Genomic DNA, 16,325 nt, shown 5'->3' on the forward strand with positions numbered 1-16,325 from the left:
ACTAACCCCGGCAGATGCTTATGATTGTCGACAATAGGCAATTAGACGACTGGGAGCGAGATCACCGATGAAGACATACAGGATTGCCGCCATTCCCGGAGACGGGATCGGCGTCGAAGTGATCAACGCCGGGATCGAGGTTCTCTCGCTCTGCGCCGCCCGCTCCGGCAGCTTCGCCTTCGACTTCACCCATTTCGACTGGGGCTCGGACTATTACAAGCGTCACGGCCGGATGATGCCCGAGGATGGGCTCGACCAGATCCGCAATCACGACGCGATCTATTTCGGGGCCGTCGGCGCACCCGACGTGCCCGACCACGTCACCTTGTGGGGCCTCCGGCTCGCCATCTGCCAGCCCTTCGACCAATACGCGAATGTGCGCCCGACACGCATCTTGCCGGGCATCCAGGCACCCTTGCGCGGCGTCGCCACGAGCGATCTCGACTGGGTGATCGTGCGCGAGAATTCCGAGGGCGAATATGCCGGGCAGGGCGGGCGCTCGCATCGCGGCCAGCCGGAGGAGATCGCGACCGAGGTCTCGATCTTCACCCGCGGCGGCGTGGCGCGCATCATGCGCTTCGCCTTCGAGCTGGCGCGCTCGCGCCCACGCAAGCTCCTGACCGTCGTGACCAAGTCGAACGCCCAGCGCCACGGCATGGTGATGTGGGACGAGATCGCGGCCGAGGTGGCACGCGAATTCCCCGACGTGACCTGGGACAAGATGCTGGTCGACGCGATGACGATCCGCATGACCCTGAAGCCGCAAAGCCTCGACACGATCGTGGCGACGAACCTGCATGCGGATATCCTGTCGGACCTCGCGGCGGCGCTCGCCGGCTCGATCGGCATCGCGCCCACGGCCAATCTCGATCCGGAACGGCGCTTCCCCTCGATGTTCGAGCCGATCCACGGCTCCGCCTTCGACATCACAGGCAAGGGCATCGCCAATCCGATCGGTACCTTCTGGTCATCGGTGATGATGCTCGAGCATCTCGGCGAGCCTGCCGCCGCGGCGCAGCTGATGCGCGCGATCGAGCGCGTCACGGCCGATCCGGCGAACCACACGCCGGACCTCGGCGGCAAGGCGACCACGCGCTCGGTGACCGACGCGGTGCTCGAAGCGTTGCGCGGCGACAATCTCGCCAGCGCGGCCGGCTGACCGGCAGCTAGCGCATCGGCCCGAAAAGTGGATTGCGGTTTTGGGAATAAGTCGATGCGACAACAAGGAGCTGGATCATCGGACCGGATACGATATCCGGTCCGATGATCAGGCTCAGGCAGCCAGCCGCACCGTCGCGAGGCGGCTGGCGAGTTCGATCGCGGTCTGGAGCGCGCCGGGCGAGGCGACGCCCTTGCCGACAATGTCGAAGGCCGTGCCATGGGCGGGCGTCGTGAACACCACGTCGAGCCCGGCCGTGACCGTGACGCCGCGATTGAAGCCCTTCAGCTTCGTCGCGATCTGGCCCTGGTCGTGATACATGGCGACGACGCTGTCGAATTCCCCGGCGAAGGCGCGGATATAGACCGTGTCGGCCGGATAGGGGCCGGTGCAGGCGATCCCCCCGGCCGCGATCCGCTCCACGGTCGGGCGGATCAGCTCGATCTCGTCGCGGCCGAACAGGCCGTTCTCGCCGGCATGCGGATTGAGGGCGGCGACGGCGATGCGCGGCTGCGCGATCCCGGCGCGCTTCATCATGCGGTTGACCAGTTCGACAGCATCGGTGATCGCGCGCGCATCGATCAGGTCGAGCGCCTCGCGCAGCGAGACATGCGAGGTGACGCGCGACATCCACTGGCCGTCGAGCACGTTCATTTCCGAGAAATAGCCCTCGTGCTTCAGCAGATGGGCGAACATCTTGTGCTCGTCGGGAAAGCGCCAGCCGCCGGCGAACATCGCCGCCTTGTTGAGCGGCGCGAAGGTGATGGCGTCGAGCTGCCCGGCCTGTGCCATGCCGATCGCATGGGCCAGCGTCTCGCCGGTGATCTTGCCGGATTCCGGGGACATCTTGCCGCGTCCGAGCGCGGCCGGATCGGCATTGCCGAGATCGATCAGCGGAACCTCGAGGGAGTCCCAGTCGATCTCCCCGCCCTCCGCGACCTCGGTCCAGCGCAGCTCCACGCCGGCATCGCGCACGCCCTGTTCCAGCACGCGCTTGTCGCCGATCGCGACGAGCCGGACATGCTCGCGATAGCCGCCTTCGGCCAGTACCTTGGCGGCGATCTCGGGGCCGATGCCGGTGCTGTCTCCGAAGAGGAGGCCCAGGCGAGGCTTGTCCTGCATGACGGCCATGACGTTCCCCAATTGCAAGATGCTTATTGTCGACAATATGATATTCATCGCATGGGATTTGGCGAGGAGCAATGCCGATGATGCTGGAACGATCAGACGCTGGCGCGAGCCGGCCGCCGCTATTGCCACATGGCCCGGTGCTGATGGCGGGCTTCGAGCGGCGCAAGATCAGGACGCGCGGCGCCGAGATCGAAGTGGCGATTGCCGGCAACGGCCCGCCGCTGCTGCTGATCCACGGCAATCCGCTCAATCTCGCGAGCTGGCACAAGATCGCGCCGTCGCTGGCGCAGAGCTTCACGGTGGTCGCGACCGATCTGCGCGGCTATGGCGACAGTTCCAAGCCAGATGGCGGCGATGATCATGCGGCCTATAGTTTCCGCGCCATGGGCGAGGATAATTTCGACGTGATGGACGCGCTCGGCTTCGACCGCTTCGCGGTTGCCGGGCATGACCGCGGCGCGCGCGTCGCCTTCCGCATGGCGCTCGACCAGCCGCAACGCGTGACGGCGCTGGCGGCGCTCGACATTGTGCCGACCCATCACGTGCTGACCAATGTCAGCCTCGGCTGGGGGCTCGAATCCTATCACTGGTTCTTCATGGCGCAGAAGGCGCCGTTCCCCGAGCGGCTGATCTGCGCCGATCTCGACTATTACATCCGCTACAAGCTCAACAAGAAAGGCGTCGGCCTGGAGATCTTCACTCCCGAGGCGCTGGCGGACTATGCGCGCTGCACGACCCCGGAGCAGATCCATGCCGTTTGCGAGGATTACCGCGCCACGGTGACGCTCGATCTCGCCATGGACACGGCCGATTACGGCAAGCGCAAGATCGCATGCCCAGTCCTTGTCCTGTGGGGCTCGAACAGCCATTGCGGCCGGCATTTCAAGCCCATGGCAGCGTGGGGCGAATGGGCCGATACCTTGCGCGGCTGGGCGGTCCCGACCGGCCACTATCCCGCCGAACACCGGCCGGACCTGATCTACGCGGCTTTCCATGACTTCTTCTCGGGGCGCGAGCCGGTGCCCTATAGCGAAGCCGCCTGATGCCGGGGCTCGATCCGCACGAAGCGAAGCGGCTGCTGCATGCCGGCGGCGAGATCGCCTGCCTCGATATGCGCGAGCACGGCCAATACGGCGAGGGCCATCCCTTCCTCGCCGTGCCCTGTCCCTATAGCCGGCTTGAGGCGACGGTCGGGGCACTCGTGCCCCGGCGCGACGTGCCGCTCGTCCTGGTGGACGAAGGCGACGGGGTGGCGCAGCGCGCGGCTGAGCGGCTGGCGGCCATGGGGTACGAGCATATCGACTGGATCGAAGGCGGCGCGCCGGCCTGGGCGGCTGCTGGCTACACGCTGTTCAAGGGCGTCAACCTGCCGAGCAAGACGCTCGGCGAACTCGTCGAGGAGCATTGGCACGTGCCGGCCATTGGCGCAGGCACGCTCGACGAATGGCAGAGGCAGGGCCGGCCTTTGCGGGTGCTCGATGGCCGGTCGGCGAGCGAATACGCCAAGATGACCATTCCCGGCTCACGTTCCTTCCCGAATGGCGAGGCGGCGCATCGCTGGGATGCGCTCGCTCCGGGCGGAGCGGCCGTCATCATCAATTGCGCCGGACGCACGCGTAGCATTATCGGCGCTGCCGGCCTGGCGCTGGCGCAGCCAGGCGTGTCGGTTCTTGCCCTGGAGAATGGCACGCAGGGCTGGGCGCTGTCCGGCCGCAGGCTCGCCCATGGCGCCCAAGCGGCCCCCTTGCCGCCGGCTGATCCCGACGCGAGCCGCCTGCGTGCCGACGCCTTCATGCAAAGACATGGCATCCGCCGGATCGATCGGGCCGAGGCCGAGCGTCTCGCCGCCGAGCCCGGACGCACGATCTATCTCCTCGATGTGCGCGATCCTGCCGAGCATGCCGCCGCGCCGCATGCCGCCGCCATTTCCGCGCCCGGCGGCCAGCTCGTCCAGGCGACGGACCAGTGGATCGGCGTGCGCCGGGCCCGGGTCATCCTGGCCGACGATACCGGCTTGCGCGCCGCGCTCGCGGCCTTCTGGCTGCGTCAGCTCGGCTACGAGAGCTATGTGCTGGCGGATATCGACGCCTGGCCGGCCGATTGGCGTCTGCCAGGCTTCGAGCCGCCGCTCGATCTCGCTACGCCGCCAACGATCGGGGCAGTCGAGGCGATCGAGAGAGCACGGGCCGGCGATCTGCCGCTCGACCTGCGCGGCTCGCTGATCTACCGCGCCGGCCACCTGCCGGGCGCCGTCTGGGCGGTCCGGCCACGCCTGCCTGCCGTGACGGGTCGGCGTGTCCTGCTGGCCGGGGACGAGACAGTGACCGCACTCGCCAGCCGCGATCTCTTGGAAGCGGGCGCGACATCGGTTCACCGGATCGAGGGCGACCTGCGCGAATGGCGCGCCGCCGGGCTTACGCTCGACGCCTCACCCGAGGATCCCTCGGACGCCGACGCGATCGACTATCTGTTCTTCGTGCATGACCGGCACGACGGCAATCTCGATGCCGCCCGGCGTTATCTGGCCTGGGAGATGGGGCTGATCGCCCAGCTCGATGCCGCCGAGCGCGGCGAATATCGGCTGGACGCTTTCGATCTCAGCTCTGGCCGATCGCCCTGACGATCGCCTCGGTCATGCCCTTGGTGCCGGTCGTGCCGCGGATGTCACGCGTGCGCGTCTCCGGCGCCGAGAGCGCCGAGGTGATCGCCGTTTCCATCGAGCGGGCGGCGGCGAGCGCCTGCGGCAGGTTCCTGACACGGCCGAGATGCTCGATCAGCATCCGGGTCGACTCGATCATCGCATAGGGATTGGCGATGCCCTTGCCGGCAATGTCGGGGGCCGAGCCATGCGTCGCCTGCGCCATGGCGAGGCCGCCCTCGCCGATGCAGAGGCCGGGCGCCATGCCGAGCCCGCCGACCAGGCCGGCCGCCTCGTCGGTCAGGATGTCGCCGAACATGTTCGTCGTCACCACCGTGTCGAAGCTCTGCGGATCGCGGATCAGGCGCATCGCGAAGGTATCGACGATGACCTCGTCGACGGTGACATCAGGATAGTCCTTCGCCGCCTCGTAGCAGCTCTCGACGAACATGCCGCAGCCGAGCTTGAACACCGTGTTCTTGTGCACCAGCGTCAGGCGCTTGCTTCGCGAGCGGGCGATGTCGAGCGCGGCGCGGGCGACCTTGCGGCTGCCCTTGCGCGAGATCACCCGTACGGAAATGGTGAGATCGTCATTGGGCCGGAACTCGCCCGAGCCCATCACCACGTTGCGGTCCGGCTGGAAGCCCTCGTTGTTCTCGCGGACGATGACGAGGTCGACATCATCATAGATGCAGCCGATCCCGGGATAGGAGCGTGTCGGACGGACATTGGCGAACAGGTCGAAATGCTTGCGCAGGATCGGGTGCGGATTGATCGCGCCCGGACCCTTCGGATAGGCCTGATGCCCGATCGGGCCGAGAATGAAGCCGTCGAAGGTCGCGAGCGTCTCCAGCGTGCCCTCCGGCATGGTCGTGCTGTGGCTGTCGAGCGCGGCACGGCCGATCGGCATCGGCCGCCAATCGATGGCGAGCCCATGCTTGGCGGCCGCCGCGCGCGTCACCTCGACCGCGGCCGGGACGATCTCGTGGCCGATATCGTCCCCGTTGAGAATGCCGATCGTCAGCTGGGTCATGGTCAGAGCCTGAGCTGCGCCATCAGGCGTTCGATCGTGGGCAATGTCTCCAGATCGCGCACCATCCCGATCACGTCCTCGATCCGGTCCTTGCCGAGCCTGGCGAAGCCCGCCGTCTCGCGGAACTTGTCGGAGACCTCGTCATAGCTCATCGGGTTCGCCGGGCTGCCCTTGCCGAAATCGGCCCGGCCCGAGATCGTCCGGCCGTCCTTCAGCGTGATCGTGATCAGCGTGGTCATCTTGTCGTAGCCGGCAGCTTCCGCCTCCTCGTCCACCACGAAATCGACCTTCTCGATCATCGCCTTGACGTCGGGGCGGTTGACCACCTCGTCGGTGAACTCGGCGAGTCCGGCCTTGCCCTCCAGCAGGAGGATTGCCATGCAGAACTCCATCGAGAACTTGGCCTGGAGCTCGTTGGTCGGGCGATGGTGAATCAGCGCGTTCGGCATATTGTGGTTGGTGCCGATGCGGACCTTCGCCACCATATCCGCCGTGAGCTTGTTCTCGCGGATCAGGCGCAGCATCTCGGTCATTCCGGGATGGGTCAGCGAGCCCGAGGGGTGCGGCTTGATCGAGATGCCCGGCTCCGCGAAGGTCCAGGGCGCCCCGAGCTGGTTCAGGATCGCGCCCTCGTCATAGCCGCCGCCGGCGGCGCGGAAGAAGCCGCGCGGCGCCTCCAGGATCTTGTCGGTGGCGCTCCAGCCATATTCGGCGAACTGCGCCGCCGCGACGCCGCTCTCCGACGAGCGCCCGGCATGGAAGGGCTTGGTCATCGTGCCGAAATTCTCGCGCAGCCCCGCCGACTGGCTGCCGGCGATCGAGAGCGCGCGCAGGGTCTGGTCGAGGTCGAGCCCCATCAGCTTGGCGCTGGCGGCTGCCGCCGCGAAGGTGCCGCAGGTGGCGGTGGCGTGGAAGCCGGTCTGGTAATGGCGCGGGTTGATCGCCTCGGCGATCTTGCACTCCACCTCGACGCCGAGGTGATAGGCCAGCATCACGTCGCGCCCGCTGGCGCCCTTCGCCTCGCCCACGGCGAGCGCGGCCGGCAGCGCGGGGGCGGTCGGATGGGTGAGAAGGCCGTAGACCCGGTCCTTGGCCACTGCGAGCTGGGTGTCGTCATAATCGTCGGCATGGATGCCGACGCCGTTGGCGAAGGCGGCGAAGCGCGGCGCGACCTTGAGGCTGGAGCCGATCACCGTGGCGGCGCCGGGAGCGAGGTTGAGATCGGCGAGGTGCCGGCGGACATATTCGCCGCTATGGGCGACCGAGCCCGACAGCGCCAGCCCGAGCCCGTCGAGGATCGATTTCTTGCCGAGCGCGACGACGTCGGCCGGCAGATCCGCCGGCGAGGCCTTGCAGACGAAGGTCGCCACATAGCGCGTCAGGCCGTTATCCGAGGGCGAGAGATTTTCGGGCGTCTTCATGGCGTCCTCCAGTGTGATGATCAGCGTCTAATTGTCTTTTGCTGATTGTCAACAGTTTAAGATCCAGTGGCTTCCGTCTGCGGCGGCTGCTAGATTGTGGCGGCACCACGGAACCCATTGCATGAGTCTCGACATCGATTCCGCCCTGCAGCTGCGCCGCAGCCAGTCCCTCACCTCGATCATCCGACGCGAGCTGGAGCAGATGATCGAGCGCGGCGAGCTGAGCGCCGGCGAGCGCCTCAACGAGAATGCCCTTGCCGCCAAGCTCGGTGTCAGCCGTGGGCCGATCCGCGAGGCCTGCCGGGGGCTGGAGCAGAGCGGGCTGGTCAACGTCATCGTCAACCGCGGCGTCTTCATCCGCGCGCTCGACGGGCGCGAGGCGGCCGAGCTCTACGAGATCCGGGCGGCGCTTTACGGCCTGGCGGGCCGGCTGCTGGCGCCGATCGTCACCGACGAGCAGGTTGCCACCCTCGCCCGCTATGTCGACGAGATGGATGCCGCCATGGCGGCGGGCGACCTCAACAGCTTCTATCCGCGCAACCTGCGCTTCCACGAATCCATCGTCGAGTTCGGCGGCAATGGTCGCCTGGCGGCCGAATGCGCCGCCATCCATCGCGAGATGCATCTCCTGCGCCGGCGTACCCTCGACATGCCCGGCCGGATGGAGACCTCCAATGACGAGCACCGCACGATCCTGGAGCGCATCGCAGCGCGTGATGCGGCCGGGGCCGAGGCGGCGCTGGAGGAGCATGTCCTGATCAGCCGGAATGCGCTGTTCGGCCCGCTCGGCCATTATCCGGAGACCTGACGCTCAGCCGCGGACCGGCCCGACCTTCGCCCCGCCCAGCAGCGGCAGGCGATTGGCGAGGAACACGACCGCGAAGGACACCATCAGCAGCATGATCCCGAGCACCGAGATCGCGCCGAGATCGCCGGATTCGTTGAGGTCGTAGATGATGACCGAGACGAGCTTGGTGTCGGCCGTGGTCAGCAGGATCGTGGCCGAGAGCTCGCGGATCGTGCCGATGAAGACGAAGCACCAGGCCGCCACGACATTCGAGCGCAGCAGCGGCGCGGTGATGGTGCGCAGCGTCGTCATCCGCGTCGCGCCGAGGATGCGCCCCGCTTCCTCCAGCTCGACATGCACGCTCTTGAAGGCGGAGGAGAGCTGCTGGTAGCCCGCCGGCATCTCGATGGTGAGGAAGGCGATCAGCAGGATCCAGAGCGTGCCGTAGAGCGGCAGGATCGGGCTGGAATAGCTGAGGAAGAGGCCAACGCCGAGCACGATGCCGGGGATCGCGACCGGCGCGGTGGCGAGATAGCCGAGCAGCGGCGCGCCGCGCGAGGTGCCGCGGGTGACGAGATAGGCGACGACGAGCGCGATCGCCGTGCCGATCGTCGCCGTCAGGAAGCCGAGCAGGAACGTGTTGCGCAGCGCGAGCTGCGTCGCCGAGAACTCGAAGAAGACGAACCAGATATGGTGGAGCGTGAAGCTCTCGAAGGTCAGCGGCTCGGCCACCGTGCGGGTTAGCGCGGTCTTCACCAGCGCGGCATAGGGCATCAGCACGGTCAGCGACAGGATCAGGAAGGTGAAGCCGAGCGCCAGCCATTTCCAGCGCCCGAGTTCCGTGATGCGCGCCGAACCGCTCTTGCCGCCGACCGTGGTGTAGCCGCGCCGGCCGAGGATGCGTCGCTGCGTCCAGAGCAGCAGGATGGTGACGAGGAGCAGCGGCAGCGCCGCCGCGGCCGCGAGCCCGGGCTTCGGCGGATACTGGAACAGGCTCCAGATCTTGGTGGTGATGACGTGGAAATTCGCCGGCAAGGCGAGGATCGCTGGCGAGCCGAACATGGTCAGCGCCTGCAGCACTGCGATCAGCGAGCCGGCGAGCATGGCCGGCAGGACGAGCGGGACCGTCACCTTGCGCAGCGTCGTCCACAGCCCGCCGCCGAGGATGGCGGAGGCCTCCTCGAGATCGGTCGGCACGCGCTCGAGCGCGTTCGTCACCAGGGTGAAGACATAGGGAAACGTGTAGCAGGCGATGGCGAAGACCAGGCCCGACAGCGTGTAGATGTCGACGAGATACTCGTAGGGGTCGAGGCCGAACAGCCAGCGATAGATCACGTTGATGATGCCGCTATTGGGCGCGGCCAGGATTTCCCAGGCGATGGCGCCGAGGAAGGGTGGTGTCACGAAGGAGGCCATGACGAGCCCGCGCACGAGGGTCCGGCCGGGCATGTCGGTGCGCGCCACGATCCAGGCGAGCGGGGTCGCGATGGCGCAGGAGAGCGCGCCGACGCTGAGCGCCATGGTGATGGCGACGATGAAGGGCCGGCGCAGCGTCGCGTCGGTGACCAGCGCCCTGAAATTGGCGAGGCTCAGATTGCCGGCCTGGTCGGTGATCGCGTAGTAGCCGAGCCAGGCCAGCGGCAGCACGACGAGCACCGACAGGACCACGCTGAGCAGCACGAAGATCGGCCGCGACCAGTCGATGGCGACATGGCGCGCGGGAACCCCGGCCTCGAGCCCAGTAATCGCAGTCATGAGCATCTCCGTGCGCAGCCGCGCTCGACGCGCGGGCGCCGGGCGCAGATCTCGTCATCAGGCGAAGACGCGGCGCGGACCTCCGCACCGCGGGGGTTGGCTCGGAGCCGGATCAGGTGCCGAAATACTCTTCGTATTTCTTCTTGATCATCTCGATATTGGGCTCGAGCTTCACCGGGTCGGAATAGAGCAGCTTGATCTTGGAGAGCGGCGTGCGCGTCTCCTTCTCCTTGACCCGCGGGTGGAAGGAGCGGAGCCCGCCGAAATCGCTGGCGAGCTGCTGCGTCTCCTGGTCGTAGAGGAAGGAGTAGAACAGCTTCGCGGCGTTGGGATGCGGCGCGTTCTTCAGCATTCCGGCATGGCCGATGGCGATCGGCGTGCCCTCGGTCGCGTAGACGATCTCGACGGGAACGCCGCTCTCCTTGAGCATGAACATGTTGTATTCGTTGCCGTCGGCCTCGATGGAGCGCTCGCCCTGCGCCAGCTTCTTCGGCGGTTCGGTCGAGGACTGGACCTGCATGATCCGCTGCTTGCCGAGCTTCTCGAAGAAGTCCCAGCCGAGCGCCTGGCTGAGTACGTCGGTGCCGGTCATCACCGTGCCGGAATAGCCGGGGTGGGCCTTGACGATGCGTCCCCGCCATTTCGGGTTGAGCAGATCGGCATGGCTCTTCGGCGCGTCTTCGGGCTTCACTTGCTTGGTGTTGTAGCCGATGACCGAGAGATGCGCGCGATAGGCGGCGTAGTAGCCGTCCGGATCCCTGGCCTCCTTCGGCCAGTCCTTGGCGACCTCGGCCGGCACGGCCTGGGCGAGCCAGCCATTGCGCTTGAACAGGACGAAATGCACCGCGTCCGAGGTTTCCACCACATCGGCGTTATAGATCGAGCTGCCATATTCCTGGCTGAGGCGCTGGAACACGCGTTCGGAGCCGGAGCGCTCGACCTTCACCTTGATGCCCGGATATTTCGCCTCGAAGGCGCTGCCGACCTTTTCGGAAACCGCCACGTCGGTCGCGGTGTAGAAGGTGACGGTGCCTTCCTTCTTCGCCGCCTCGATCAGCTCCGGCGTCACGTCATAGGGGGCGGGCGCCTGTGCGAAGGCGGGCAGGCTGCCGAGCGCGGTCGAGAGCAGAAGGCCTGCGATAACCGATCGTCTGTCGAACATTGGGCGTGTCATTCTCGTTCCTCCTCATTGTTATGATGTTGGCGAGATGCTTCCGGAGGCCCTCGGTTCAGCGGGAGAGGGCGCGGCAGTGCTCCTGTGGAAAATGCAGCCAGACCGGCTGGCCGCGATCGATGGCGAGATGGGGTTCGGCGACGGTGCGGACCTGCGCACCGCCCGGGAGCTCGATCAGGTAGTCACGATGCGAGCCGAGATAGACCTGGCGCAGGACTGTGCCCTGGGTGCGGTTGAGCCCCTCGTCCTGCGGCTTTGCGTCGAGCACGATATCGTGATGGCGCACGGAGACGACGCCGTCCTCGCGGGCTGAGAAATCGCCGGCGCCGCAGCGCAGCTTCAGCGGGCCGCATTCGACGGTGTCGGCATCGAGCCAGCGGCCCTTGAGGATGTTGGTGCCGCCGAGGAAGCGCGCCACGAACTCCGATTGCGGCCGCTCATAGACCTCTTCCGGACTTCCGACCTGCTCGATCCGGCCCTGGTTCATCACCACGATGAGATCGGCCGTGGTCATCGCCTCGGCCTGGTCATGCGTCACGTAGACGGTGGTGTAGCGATAGGCATCGTGCAGGCGCCGGATCTCGAAACGCATCTCCTCGCGCAGGTTGGCGTCGAGATTGGAGAGCGGCTCGTCGAGCAGCAGGATCTCGGGCTCGACGACGAGCGCGCGGGCGAGCGAGACACGCTGCTGCTGGCCGCCCGAGAGCTCGCCGGGATAGCGATCCGCGAGGGGTTTAAGCCTGGTGACATCGAGGATTTTATCGACCAGCCGCTGGATCTCGGCCGCAGGCATCTTCCGCAGCGCCAGGCCGTAGCCGATATTCTCGCGCACGGTCATGTGTGGCCAGAGCGCATAGCTCTGGAAGATCATCGACATGCCGCGCCGCTCGGGCGGCTCGCTCCAGCCGGCTGACGAGATCGTGCGGCCGCCGACATGGATTTCACCGCCCTTGGGCGTGATGAACCCGGCGATGAGGCGCAGCGTCGTCGTCTTGCCGCAGCCCGACGGACCGAGCAGGCAGACGAGATCGCCCTTCTCGACATTCAGATTGACACGATCGACGACGGTCATTGCGCCGTACCGCATCGTCAGATCGGCCAGTTCCAGAAACGCCATGCACCCTCCCAGACGCGCGATTTTGCCCGGACATCAGCGGTCCGGACTTTGTTCTTCTGGGCCGGCGGCGAGCAGGAACGCCTGCTTCCCCACCGGCACGTGCAGGCGAAGCTAAGGGGCAACTCGGAGGATTGTCAACAATAAGCATTCTTCAATGCGACGTTGGCGGCCGGAGTTCTCGCGCAGGGGTTGAAATTGGTGGTGCAGTGGCCTTTCCGGGGTTGACCTCGTTTCGCGGCGCGACGGCCCGCCGGACAAAGGCATGCGGCCTCCGGTGGGTGGCCAGAATGGCCGCTTGCCGGGTCGGTGCTATACCGAGGTAAGGGGAGCCTAGCGCTCGAGGATGTGAGCCTTGCCGACCACGTCGAGGCGCACGCGCGTGCCGGGCGCGGGCAGCTCGAGGCTCGAGGCGTGGACGAGGATGCGCTGCCTGGCGCCGTTGGCCTCGACCACGACCGTGATGGCGCAGAGCGAGCCGCCGAACTCGATCTCGTCGACCTCGCCATGGCAGGCTGCGGCCTCGCCCTGGCCGATGCCGGCAGGGGATAGCCGGATCTGCTCGGGCCGCAGCATGATGGTTACGGTGCCCGGACGTGCATCGGCCTCGGTCGGGATGCGCCCGAGCGCACAACTGACGAAGCCGTCCCGGAACTCCGCCTCGAGCACCGCCGCGTCGCCGAGGAAGAGCGCCGTATCGCGATCCCTGGGCCGCCAGTAGAGCGCATGCGGTGTGCCGGCTTGCGCCAGCCGCCCTTGCCTGAGCACTGCGACCTGATCGGCGAAGGAGAGAGCCTCGGCCTGGTCATGCGTGACCAGGATCGTGGTGATGCCGGCCTGTTGCAGCACCCGCGCCACCGATTTGCGCACCGCCTCGCGCAGCCCGGCATCGAGCGCGGAGAATGGCTCGTCGAGCAGCATCAGGGCAGGGCGCCGCGCCAATGCCCGGGCCAGCGCCACGCGCTGCTGCTGTCCGCCGGACAATTCGTGCGGCCGGCGTGTGAGCATGCTGCGGTCGAGCTCGATCATGTCCATCAGCTCGGCGATACGCGCACCGCGCCCGGCATCCCCGGCCTCGATGCCGAAGCCGATATTCTCGGCGACGCTCAGATGCGGAAACAGCGCCCCGTCCTGGGGGACATAGCCGATGCCGCGCCGATGCGCCGGGGCGATCAGCGGCCCGTCCGCCAGCACCTGGCCATCGAGCGCGACGCGGCCGGAATCGGGCGTCTCGAAGCCGGCGATGATGCGCAGCAGCGTGGTCTTGCCGGAACCGGAGGGGCCGACGATGGCGGTGCGGCTGCGCGAGGGGACGGCGAGATCGACGTTGTCGAGCGCCGTCTGCTGCCCGTAGCGTTTGCTCAGGCCGGAAATGTCGAGCAGGCTCACTGTCCGCTCGCCCGGCGCGATTGCGCATGCAGGAGTGCGGTGAGGGGCAGGGACAGCACGATCATCAGCGCGGCATAGGGCGCGGCCGCGGCATAGTCGAGTTCGCTGGTCAGGGACCAGAACTGCGTCGCGAGCGTGGTCGTGCCGTTGGGGGCGAGCATCAGCGTCGCGGTCAGCTCGGTGGTGATGCCCATGGCGACGAGCGCCATGCAGGCAGCGACGCCGGGCGCCGCGAGCCGCAACGTCACCGACAGGATCGCGAGCAGCGGCCGGCGGCCGAGGCTGACCGCGGCGCGCTCCAGCTCGACCGGCACCTGCGCGATGCCGGAACGCAGGCCGACGAGCGCACGTGGCAGGAACATCAACGCATAGGCGATGAGCACGGTCGCGACGCTCTGGTAGAGCGGCGCGATCCGGACAGTGACGGTGACCAGCGCGAGCGCGACGACGACGCCGGGCAGCGCGCCGACATAATAGTGGCTGCCTTCCAGCGCGCGCTGCAACCGGCCGGGCGCCCGCACCGAGAGCCAGGCCATCGGCACGGCCGCGAGCGTCGTGACCACTGCGCCGCCCACGGCATAGATCAGCGTCTCGCCGAAGGCCGACGCCAGTTCCGGCGCCTGCCAGACCGCGCCCTGGCCGGCCGCGAGCCAGCGCGCAAGCGCATAAGAGGGAATGCCGAGGCCCAGCGCCGCGAGCGCCAAGGGCAGCAGCAGAGCCGGCAAGGTGGCCCGCCGGAGCTTTCGGAGACTCACCGGGCGCGGCGCGCCGGAGCCGAGCCGGGCATAGCGCGCCTCGCCGCGCAGCACGATCTCCAGCGCGAGCAGGCCGAGGCAGGACAGCACCAGGACGCCCGCCAGCATGTTGGCGGCCGGGCCGTTATAGGACGACTGGAACTGGTCGACGATCGCGGTCGTGAACGTGTCGAAGCGGATCATCGCGTAGAGCCCGTATTCGGCGAGCAGATGCAGGCCGATCAGCAGCGAGCCGCCGCAGATCGCGATCCGCAATTGCGGCAGCACCACGCGCAGGAAGACCCGCCATGGCGCCAGGCCGAGCGAGGCGGCGGCATCCTCGAGAGCCGGGTCGAGCCGGCGCAACTGTGCCGAGACCGGCAAATACAGGAACGGCAAATAGGCCAGCACCGAGACCAGCATGGCCGCGAAGAGCCCGTGCATGCCGGGCGCGACGCCGATCCAGGCATAGGAATGCACGAAGGCCGGGATCGCCAGCGGGGCGACTGCGAGCCAGGACCAGAGCCGCGCGCCCGGCAGGTCGCTGCGCTCGGTCAGCCAGGCCAGCGCGACGGCGAGCACGATGCAGGCCGGCAGCGTCAGCGCCTCCAGCAGCGCGGTATTGAGCAGCAATTCGGCGACGCGCGGCCGGAAGATCAGGCTTGAGGCCGTCTCCCATCCCGTCTGGATCGTGATCCAGATGATGAAGCCGAGCGGCAGCAGCGTGACGAGCGAGACCAGGCCCGCCAGTCCGAACAGGGACTTGGCGCCGAGCTGCCGGTCGCGCCGCAGCGGCAGAGGCTGCGTCGTCAGGGCACGGCTGGCGGGAAAGGGCGGCGTCTGGACACTCATGATTTGGACCGCACGGCTGCGGCGAAACGCAATGGAGGCGGGGGAGCGCCCCGCCTCCTGATGATTGATCTGGCCTTGGCTTTAGAGCAGTCCGGCCGCGGTCATCAAGTCGGAGACCTTCTTGCTGTCGAGCGTGGAGGGCTCGACCTTGGGCGCCTGCAGCTTGGCGATCGGCTCCAGCTTGGCGTTCGAATCGGCGCCGTTGCCGATGGCGTATTCGAAGGAATCGCCGTCGCGCAGCACGGCCTGGCCCTGCTTCCCGCTGACCCATTTCACGAAGGCCTCGGCCTCCTTCTTGTGCTTGCTCGAAGCCAGGACGCCGGCACCGGAGGTGCTGAGGAAGGCGCCGGGGTCATTGCTGCGGAAATAGTGCAGGCCGACATTGGCGCTGTTCTCGGCCGTCTTCGCCTGATCGCCGAAATAGTAATAGTGATAGATCACGGCGCCATCGACCTCGCCGGCATTGACCGCCTTCATGGCGACGCTGTTGCCGCGATAGGCGGTCGAGTTCGCCTTCATCGCCTTCAGCCAGTCCGCCGTGACCGCCTCGCCCTTGAGCTGGAGCAGCGCTCCGACGATCGCCTGGAAATCGGCTCCCGCCGGCGCGGCGGCCCAATGGCCCTTCCACTTGGCATCGGCGAGCTCGAGCAGCGACTTCGGCAGGTCGGCGTCCTTCAGCTTGCGCTTGTCATAGGCGAAGACGGTGCTGCGCGCGGCGACGCCCATCCAGTGGCCGTCCTTCGGCCGGAAATTCTCCGGGACCTGGGCGAGGACATCCTGCGGCAGCGTGGCGAACAGTCCGGCCCGGTCGACCAGCACCATGGCCGGCGAATTCTCGGTGACGAAGACATCGGCCGGCGAGGCGGAGCCTTCCTGGACGAGCTGGTTGGCGAGTTCGGTGTCGCCGCCCTGGCGCATCGTGACCTTGATGCCGGTCTCCTTGGTGAAGCCCTCGGCCCAGGCCTTGGTCAGGCTGGCATGCTGGGCGTTGTAGACCGTGATGCCGGCGCTGTCGGCGCTCTGAGCATTCGCCATGCCTGCGGCCGCGAGCGAGAGGCCCAGCGTCGCGACGCGCGCCAAGGATGCAATTGCGTTGTTCATAGGGGTAGCTCCGCTTGGGCCCGGCAAAGATGGGCCA

At 67.3% G+C, this 16,325-nt stretch carries 13 protein-coding genes; 4 read left to right on the forward strand and 9 right to left on the reverse strand.

What is annotated here, in order from left to right; all coding sequences use genetic code 11:
• Positions 1–67: 67 nt before the first annotated feature.
• The gene (locus EV560_RS22585; RefSeq protein ID WP_131858071.1) at positions 68–1,159 is read left to right on the forward strand and encodes a tartrate dehydrogenase; all 1,092 of its coding nucleotides are present in this window, start codon (positions 68–70) and stop codon (positions 1,157–1,159) included.
• Between the two features lie 114 nt (positions 1,160–1,273).
• On the opposite strand, the gene EV560_RS22590 is transcribed toward EV560_RS22585, so the two are convergent.
• Positions 1,274–2,290, reverse strand: a complete 1,017-nt coding sequence (locus EV560_RS22590; protein WP_131858072.1) for a PdxA family dehydrogenase — start codon at positions 2,288–2,290, stop codon at positions 1,274–1,276.
• A gap of 80 nt (positions 2,291–2,370) precedes the next feature.
• Between EV560_RS22590 and EV560_RS22595 the strand changes: the two genes are divergently transcribed.
• Positions 2,371–3,333, forward strand: a complete 963-nt coding sequence (locus EV560_RS22595; RefSeq protein WP_131858073.1) for an alpha/beta fold hydrolase — start codon at positions 2,371–2,373, stop codon at positions 3,331–3,333.
• On the forward strand, positions 3,333–4,910 hold the full coding sequence (locus EV560_RS22600) for a rhodanese-like domain-containing protein (RefSeq protein ID WP_131858074.1): 1,578 nt from the start codon (positions 3,333–3,335) through the stop codon (positions 4,908–4,910). The genes EV560_RS22595 and EV560_RS22600 overlap by 1 nt, the downstream gene beginning before the upstream one ends.
• Here the strand turns inward: EV560_RS22600 and EV560_RS22605 are convergent.
• Positions 4,888–5,961 carry an isocitrate/isopropylmalate dehydrogenase family protein gene (locus tag EV560_RS22605; RefSeq protein ID WP_131858075.1) on the reverse strand — a complete coding sequence of 358 codons (1,074 nt, stop codon included), beginning with the start codon at positions 5,959–5,961 and terminating at the stop codon, positions 4,888–4,890. The two genes, EV560_RS22600 and EV560_RS22605, sit on opposite strands and share 23 nt — an antisense overlap.
• Before the next feature lie 2 nt (positions 5,962–5,963).
• Positions 5,964–7,382 carry an MmgE/PrpD family protein gene (locus EV560_RS22610; RefSeq protein ID WP_131858076.1) on the reverse strand — a complete coding sequence of 473 codons (1,419 nt, stop codon included), beginning with the start codon at positions 7,380–7,382 and terminating at the stop codon, positions 5,964–5,966.
• Between the two features lie 121 nt (positions 7,383–7,503).
• Here EV560_RS22610 and EV560_RS22615 point away from each other — a divergent pair, with 121 nt between their 5' ends.
• The gene (locus EV560_RS22615) at positions 7,504–8,190 is read left to right on the forward strand and encodes an FCD domain-containing protein (protein ID WP_131858077.1); all 687 of its coding nucleotides are present in this window, start codon (positions 7,504–7,506) and stop codon (positions 8,188–8,190) included.
• Positions 8,191–8,193: 3 nt separating this feature from the next.
• Here EV560_RS22615 and EV560_RS22620 read toward each other — a convergent pair whose 3' ends face one another.
• The 6 genes from EV560_RS22620 to EV560_RS22645 form a co-directional block, all read right to left on the reverse strand.
• Positions 8,194–9,924 (reverse strand): ABC transporter permease, encoded by a 1,731-nt coding sequence (locus EV560_RS22620; RefSeq protein WP_131858078.1) that lies wholly within the window; start codon positions 9,922–9,924, stop codon positions 8,194–8,196.
• A gap of 112 nt (positions 9,925–10,036) precedes the next feature.
• Entirely contained in the window at positions 10,037–11,098 is a 1,062-nt protein-coding gene (locus EV560_RS22625; protein ID WP_131858079.1) for an ABC transporter substrate-binding protein, read from the reverse strand.
• A 55-nt stretch (positions 11,099–11,153) separates the two neighbouring features.
• Positions 11,154–12,215, reverse strand: coding sequence for an ABC transporter ATP-binding protein (locus tag EV560_RS22630; RefSeq protein WP_131858080.1), 1,062 nt, complete (start codon positions 12,213–12,215; stop codon positions 11,154–11,156).
• A 330-nt stretch (positions 12,216–12,545) separates the two neighbouring features.
• Positions 12,546–13,601: an ABC transporter ATP-binding protein gene (locus EV560_RS22635; protein WP_131858081.1), complete on the reverse strand. Its 1,056-nt coding sequence runs from the start codon at positions 13,599–13,601 to the stop codon at positions 12,546–12,548.
• Positions 13,598–15,187: an ABC transporter permease gene (locus EV560_RS22640; protein ID WP_131858082.1), complete on the reverse strand. Its 1,590-nt coding sequence runs from the start codon at positions 15,185–15,187 to the stop codon at positions 13,598–13,600. The genes EV560_RS22635 and EV560_RS22640 overlap by 4 nt, the downstream gene beginning before the upstream one ends.
• A gap of 81 nt (positions 15,188–15,268) precedes the next feature.
• On the reverse strand, positions 15,269–16,288 hold the full coding sequence (locus EV560_RS22645; protein WP_131858083.1) for an iron ABC transporter substrate-binding protein: 1,020 nt from the start codon (positions 16,286–16,288) through the stop codon (positions 15,269–15,271).
• Positions 16,289–16,325 lie beyond the last annotated feature (37 nt).

It is taken from the genome of Allobosea sp. BK604, from assembly GCF_004341515.1.
In the GTDB taxonomy this organism is placed as follows: Bacteria; Pseudomonadota; Alphaproteobacteria; order Rhizobiales; family Beijerinckiaceae; genus Allobosea.

Excerpts from the sequence above, each read along its gene's own strand:
- EV560_RS22585 (WP_131858071.1), top strand. The coding sequence starts at position 68 with ATGAAGACATACAGGATTGCCGCCATTCCCGGAGACGGGATCGGCGTC.
- EV560_RS22590 (WP_131858072.1), bottom strand. The coding sequence starts at position 2,290 with ATGGCCGTCATGCAGGACAAGCCTCGCCTGGGCCTCCTCTTCGGAGAC.
- EV560_RS22595 (WP_131858073.1), top strand. The coding sequence starts at position 2,371 with ATGCTGGAACGATCAGACGCTGGCGCGAGCCGGCCGCCGCTATTGCCA.
- EV560_RS22600 (WP_131858074.1), top strand. The coding sequence starts at position 3,333 with ATGCCGGGGCTCGATCCGCACGAAGCGAAGCGGCTGCTGCATGCCGGC.
- EV560_RS22605 (WP_131858075.1), bottom strand. The coding sequence starts at position 5,961 with ATGACCCAGCTGACGATCGGCATTCTCAACGGGGACGATATCGGCCAC.
- EV560_RS22610 (WP_131858076.1), bottom strand. The coding sequence starts at position 7,382 with ATGAAGACGCCCGAAAATCTCTCGCCCTCGGATAACGGCCTGACGCGC.
- EV560_RS22615 (WP_131858077.1), top strand. The coding sequence starts at position 7,504 with ATGAGTCTCGACATCGATTCCGCCCTGCAGCTGCGCCGCAGCCAGTCC.
- EV560_RS22620 (WP_131858078.1), bottom strand. The coding sequence starts at position 9,924 with ATGACTGCGATTACTGGGCTCGAGGCCGGGGTTCCCGCGCGCCATGTC.
- EV560_RS22625 (WP_131858079.1), bottom strand. The coding sequence starts at position 11,098 with ATGACACGCCCAATGTTCGACAGACGATCGGTTATCGCAGGCCTTCTG.
- EV560_RS22630 (WP_131858080.1), bottom strand. The coding sequence starts at position 12,215 with ATGGCGTTTCTGGAACTGGCCGATCTGACGATGCGGTACGGCGCAATG.
- EV560_RS22640 (WP_131858082.1), bottom strand. The coding sequence starts at position 15,187 with ATGAGTGTCCAGACGCCGCCCTTTCCCGCCAGCCGTGCCCTGACGACG.
- EV560_RS22645 (WP_131858083.1), bottom strand. The coding sequence starts at position 16,288 with ATGAACAACGCAATTGCATCCTTGGCGCGCGTCGCGACGCTGGGCCTC.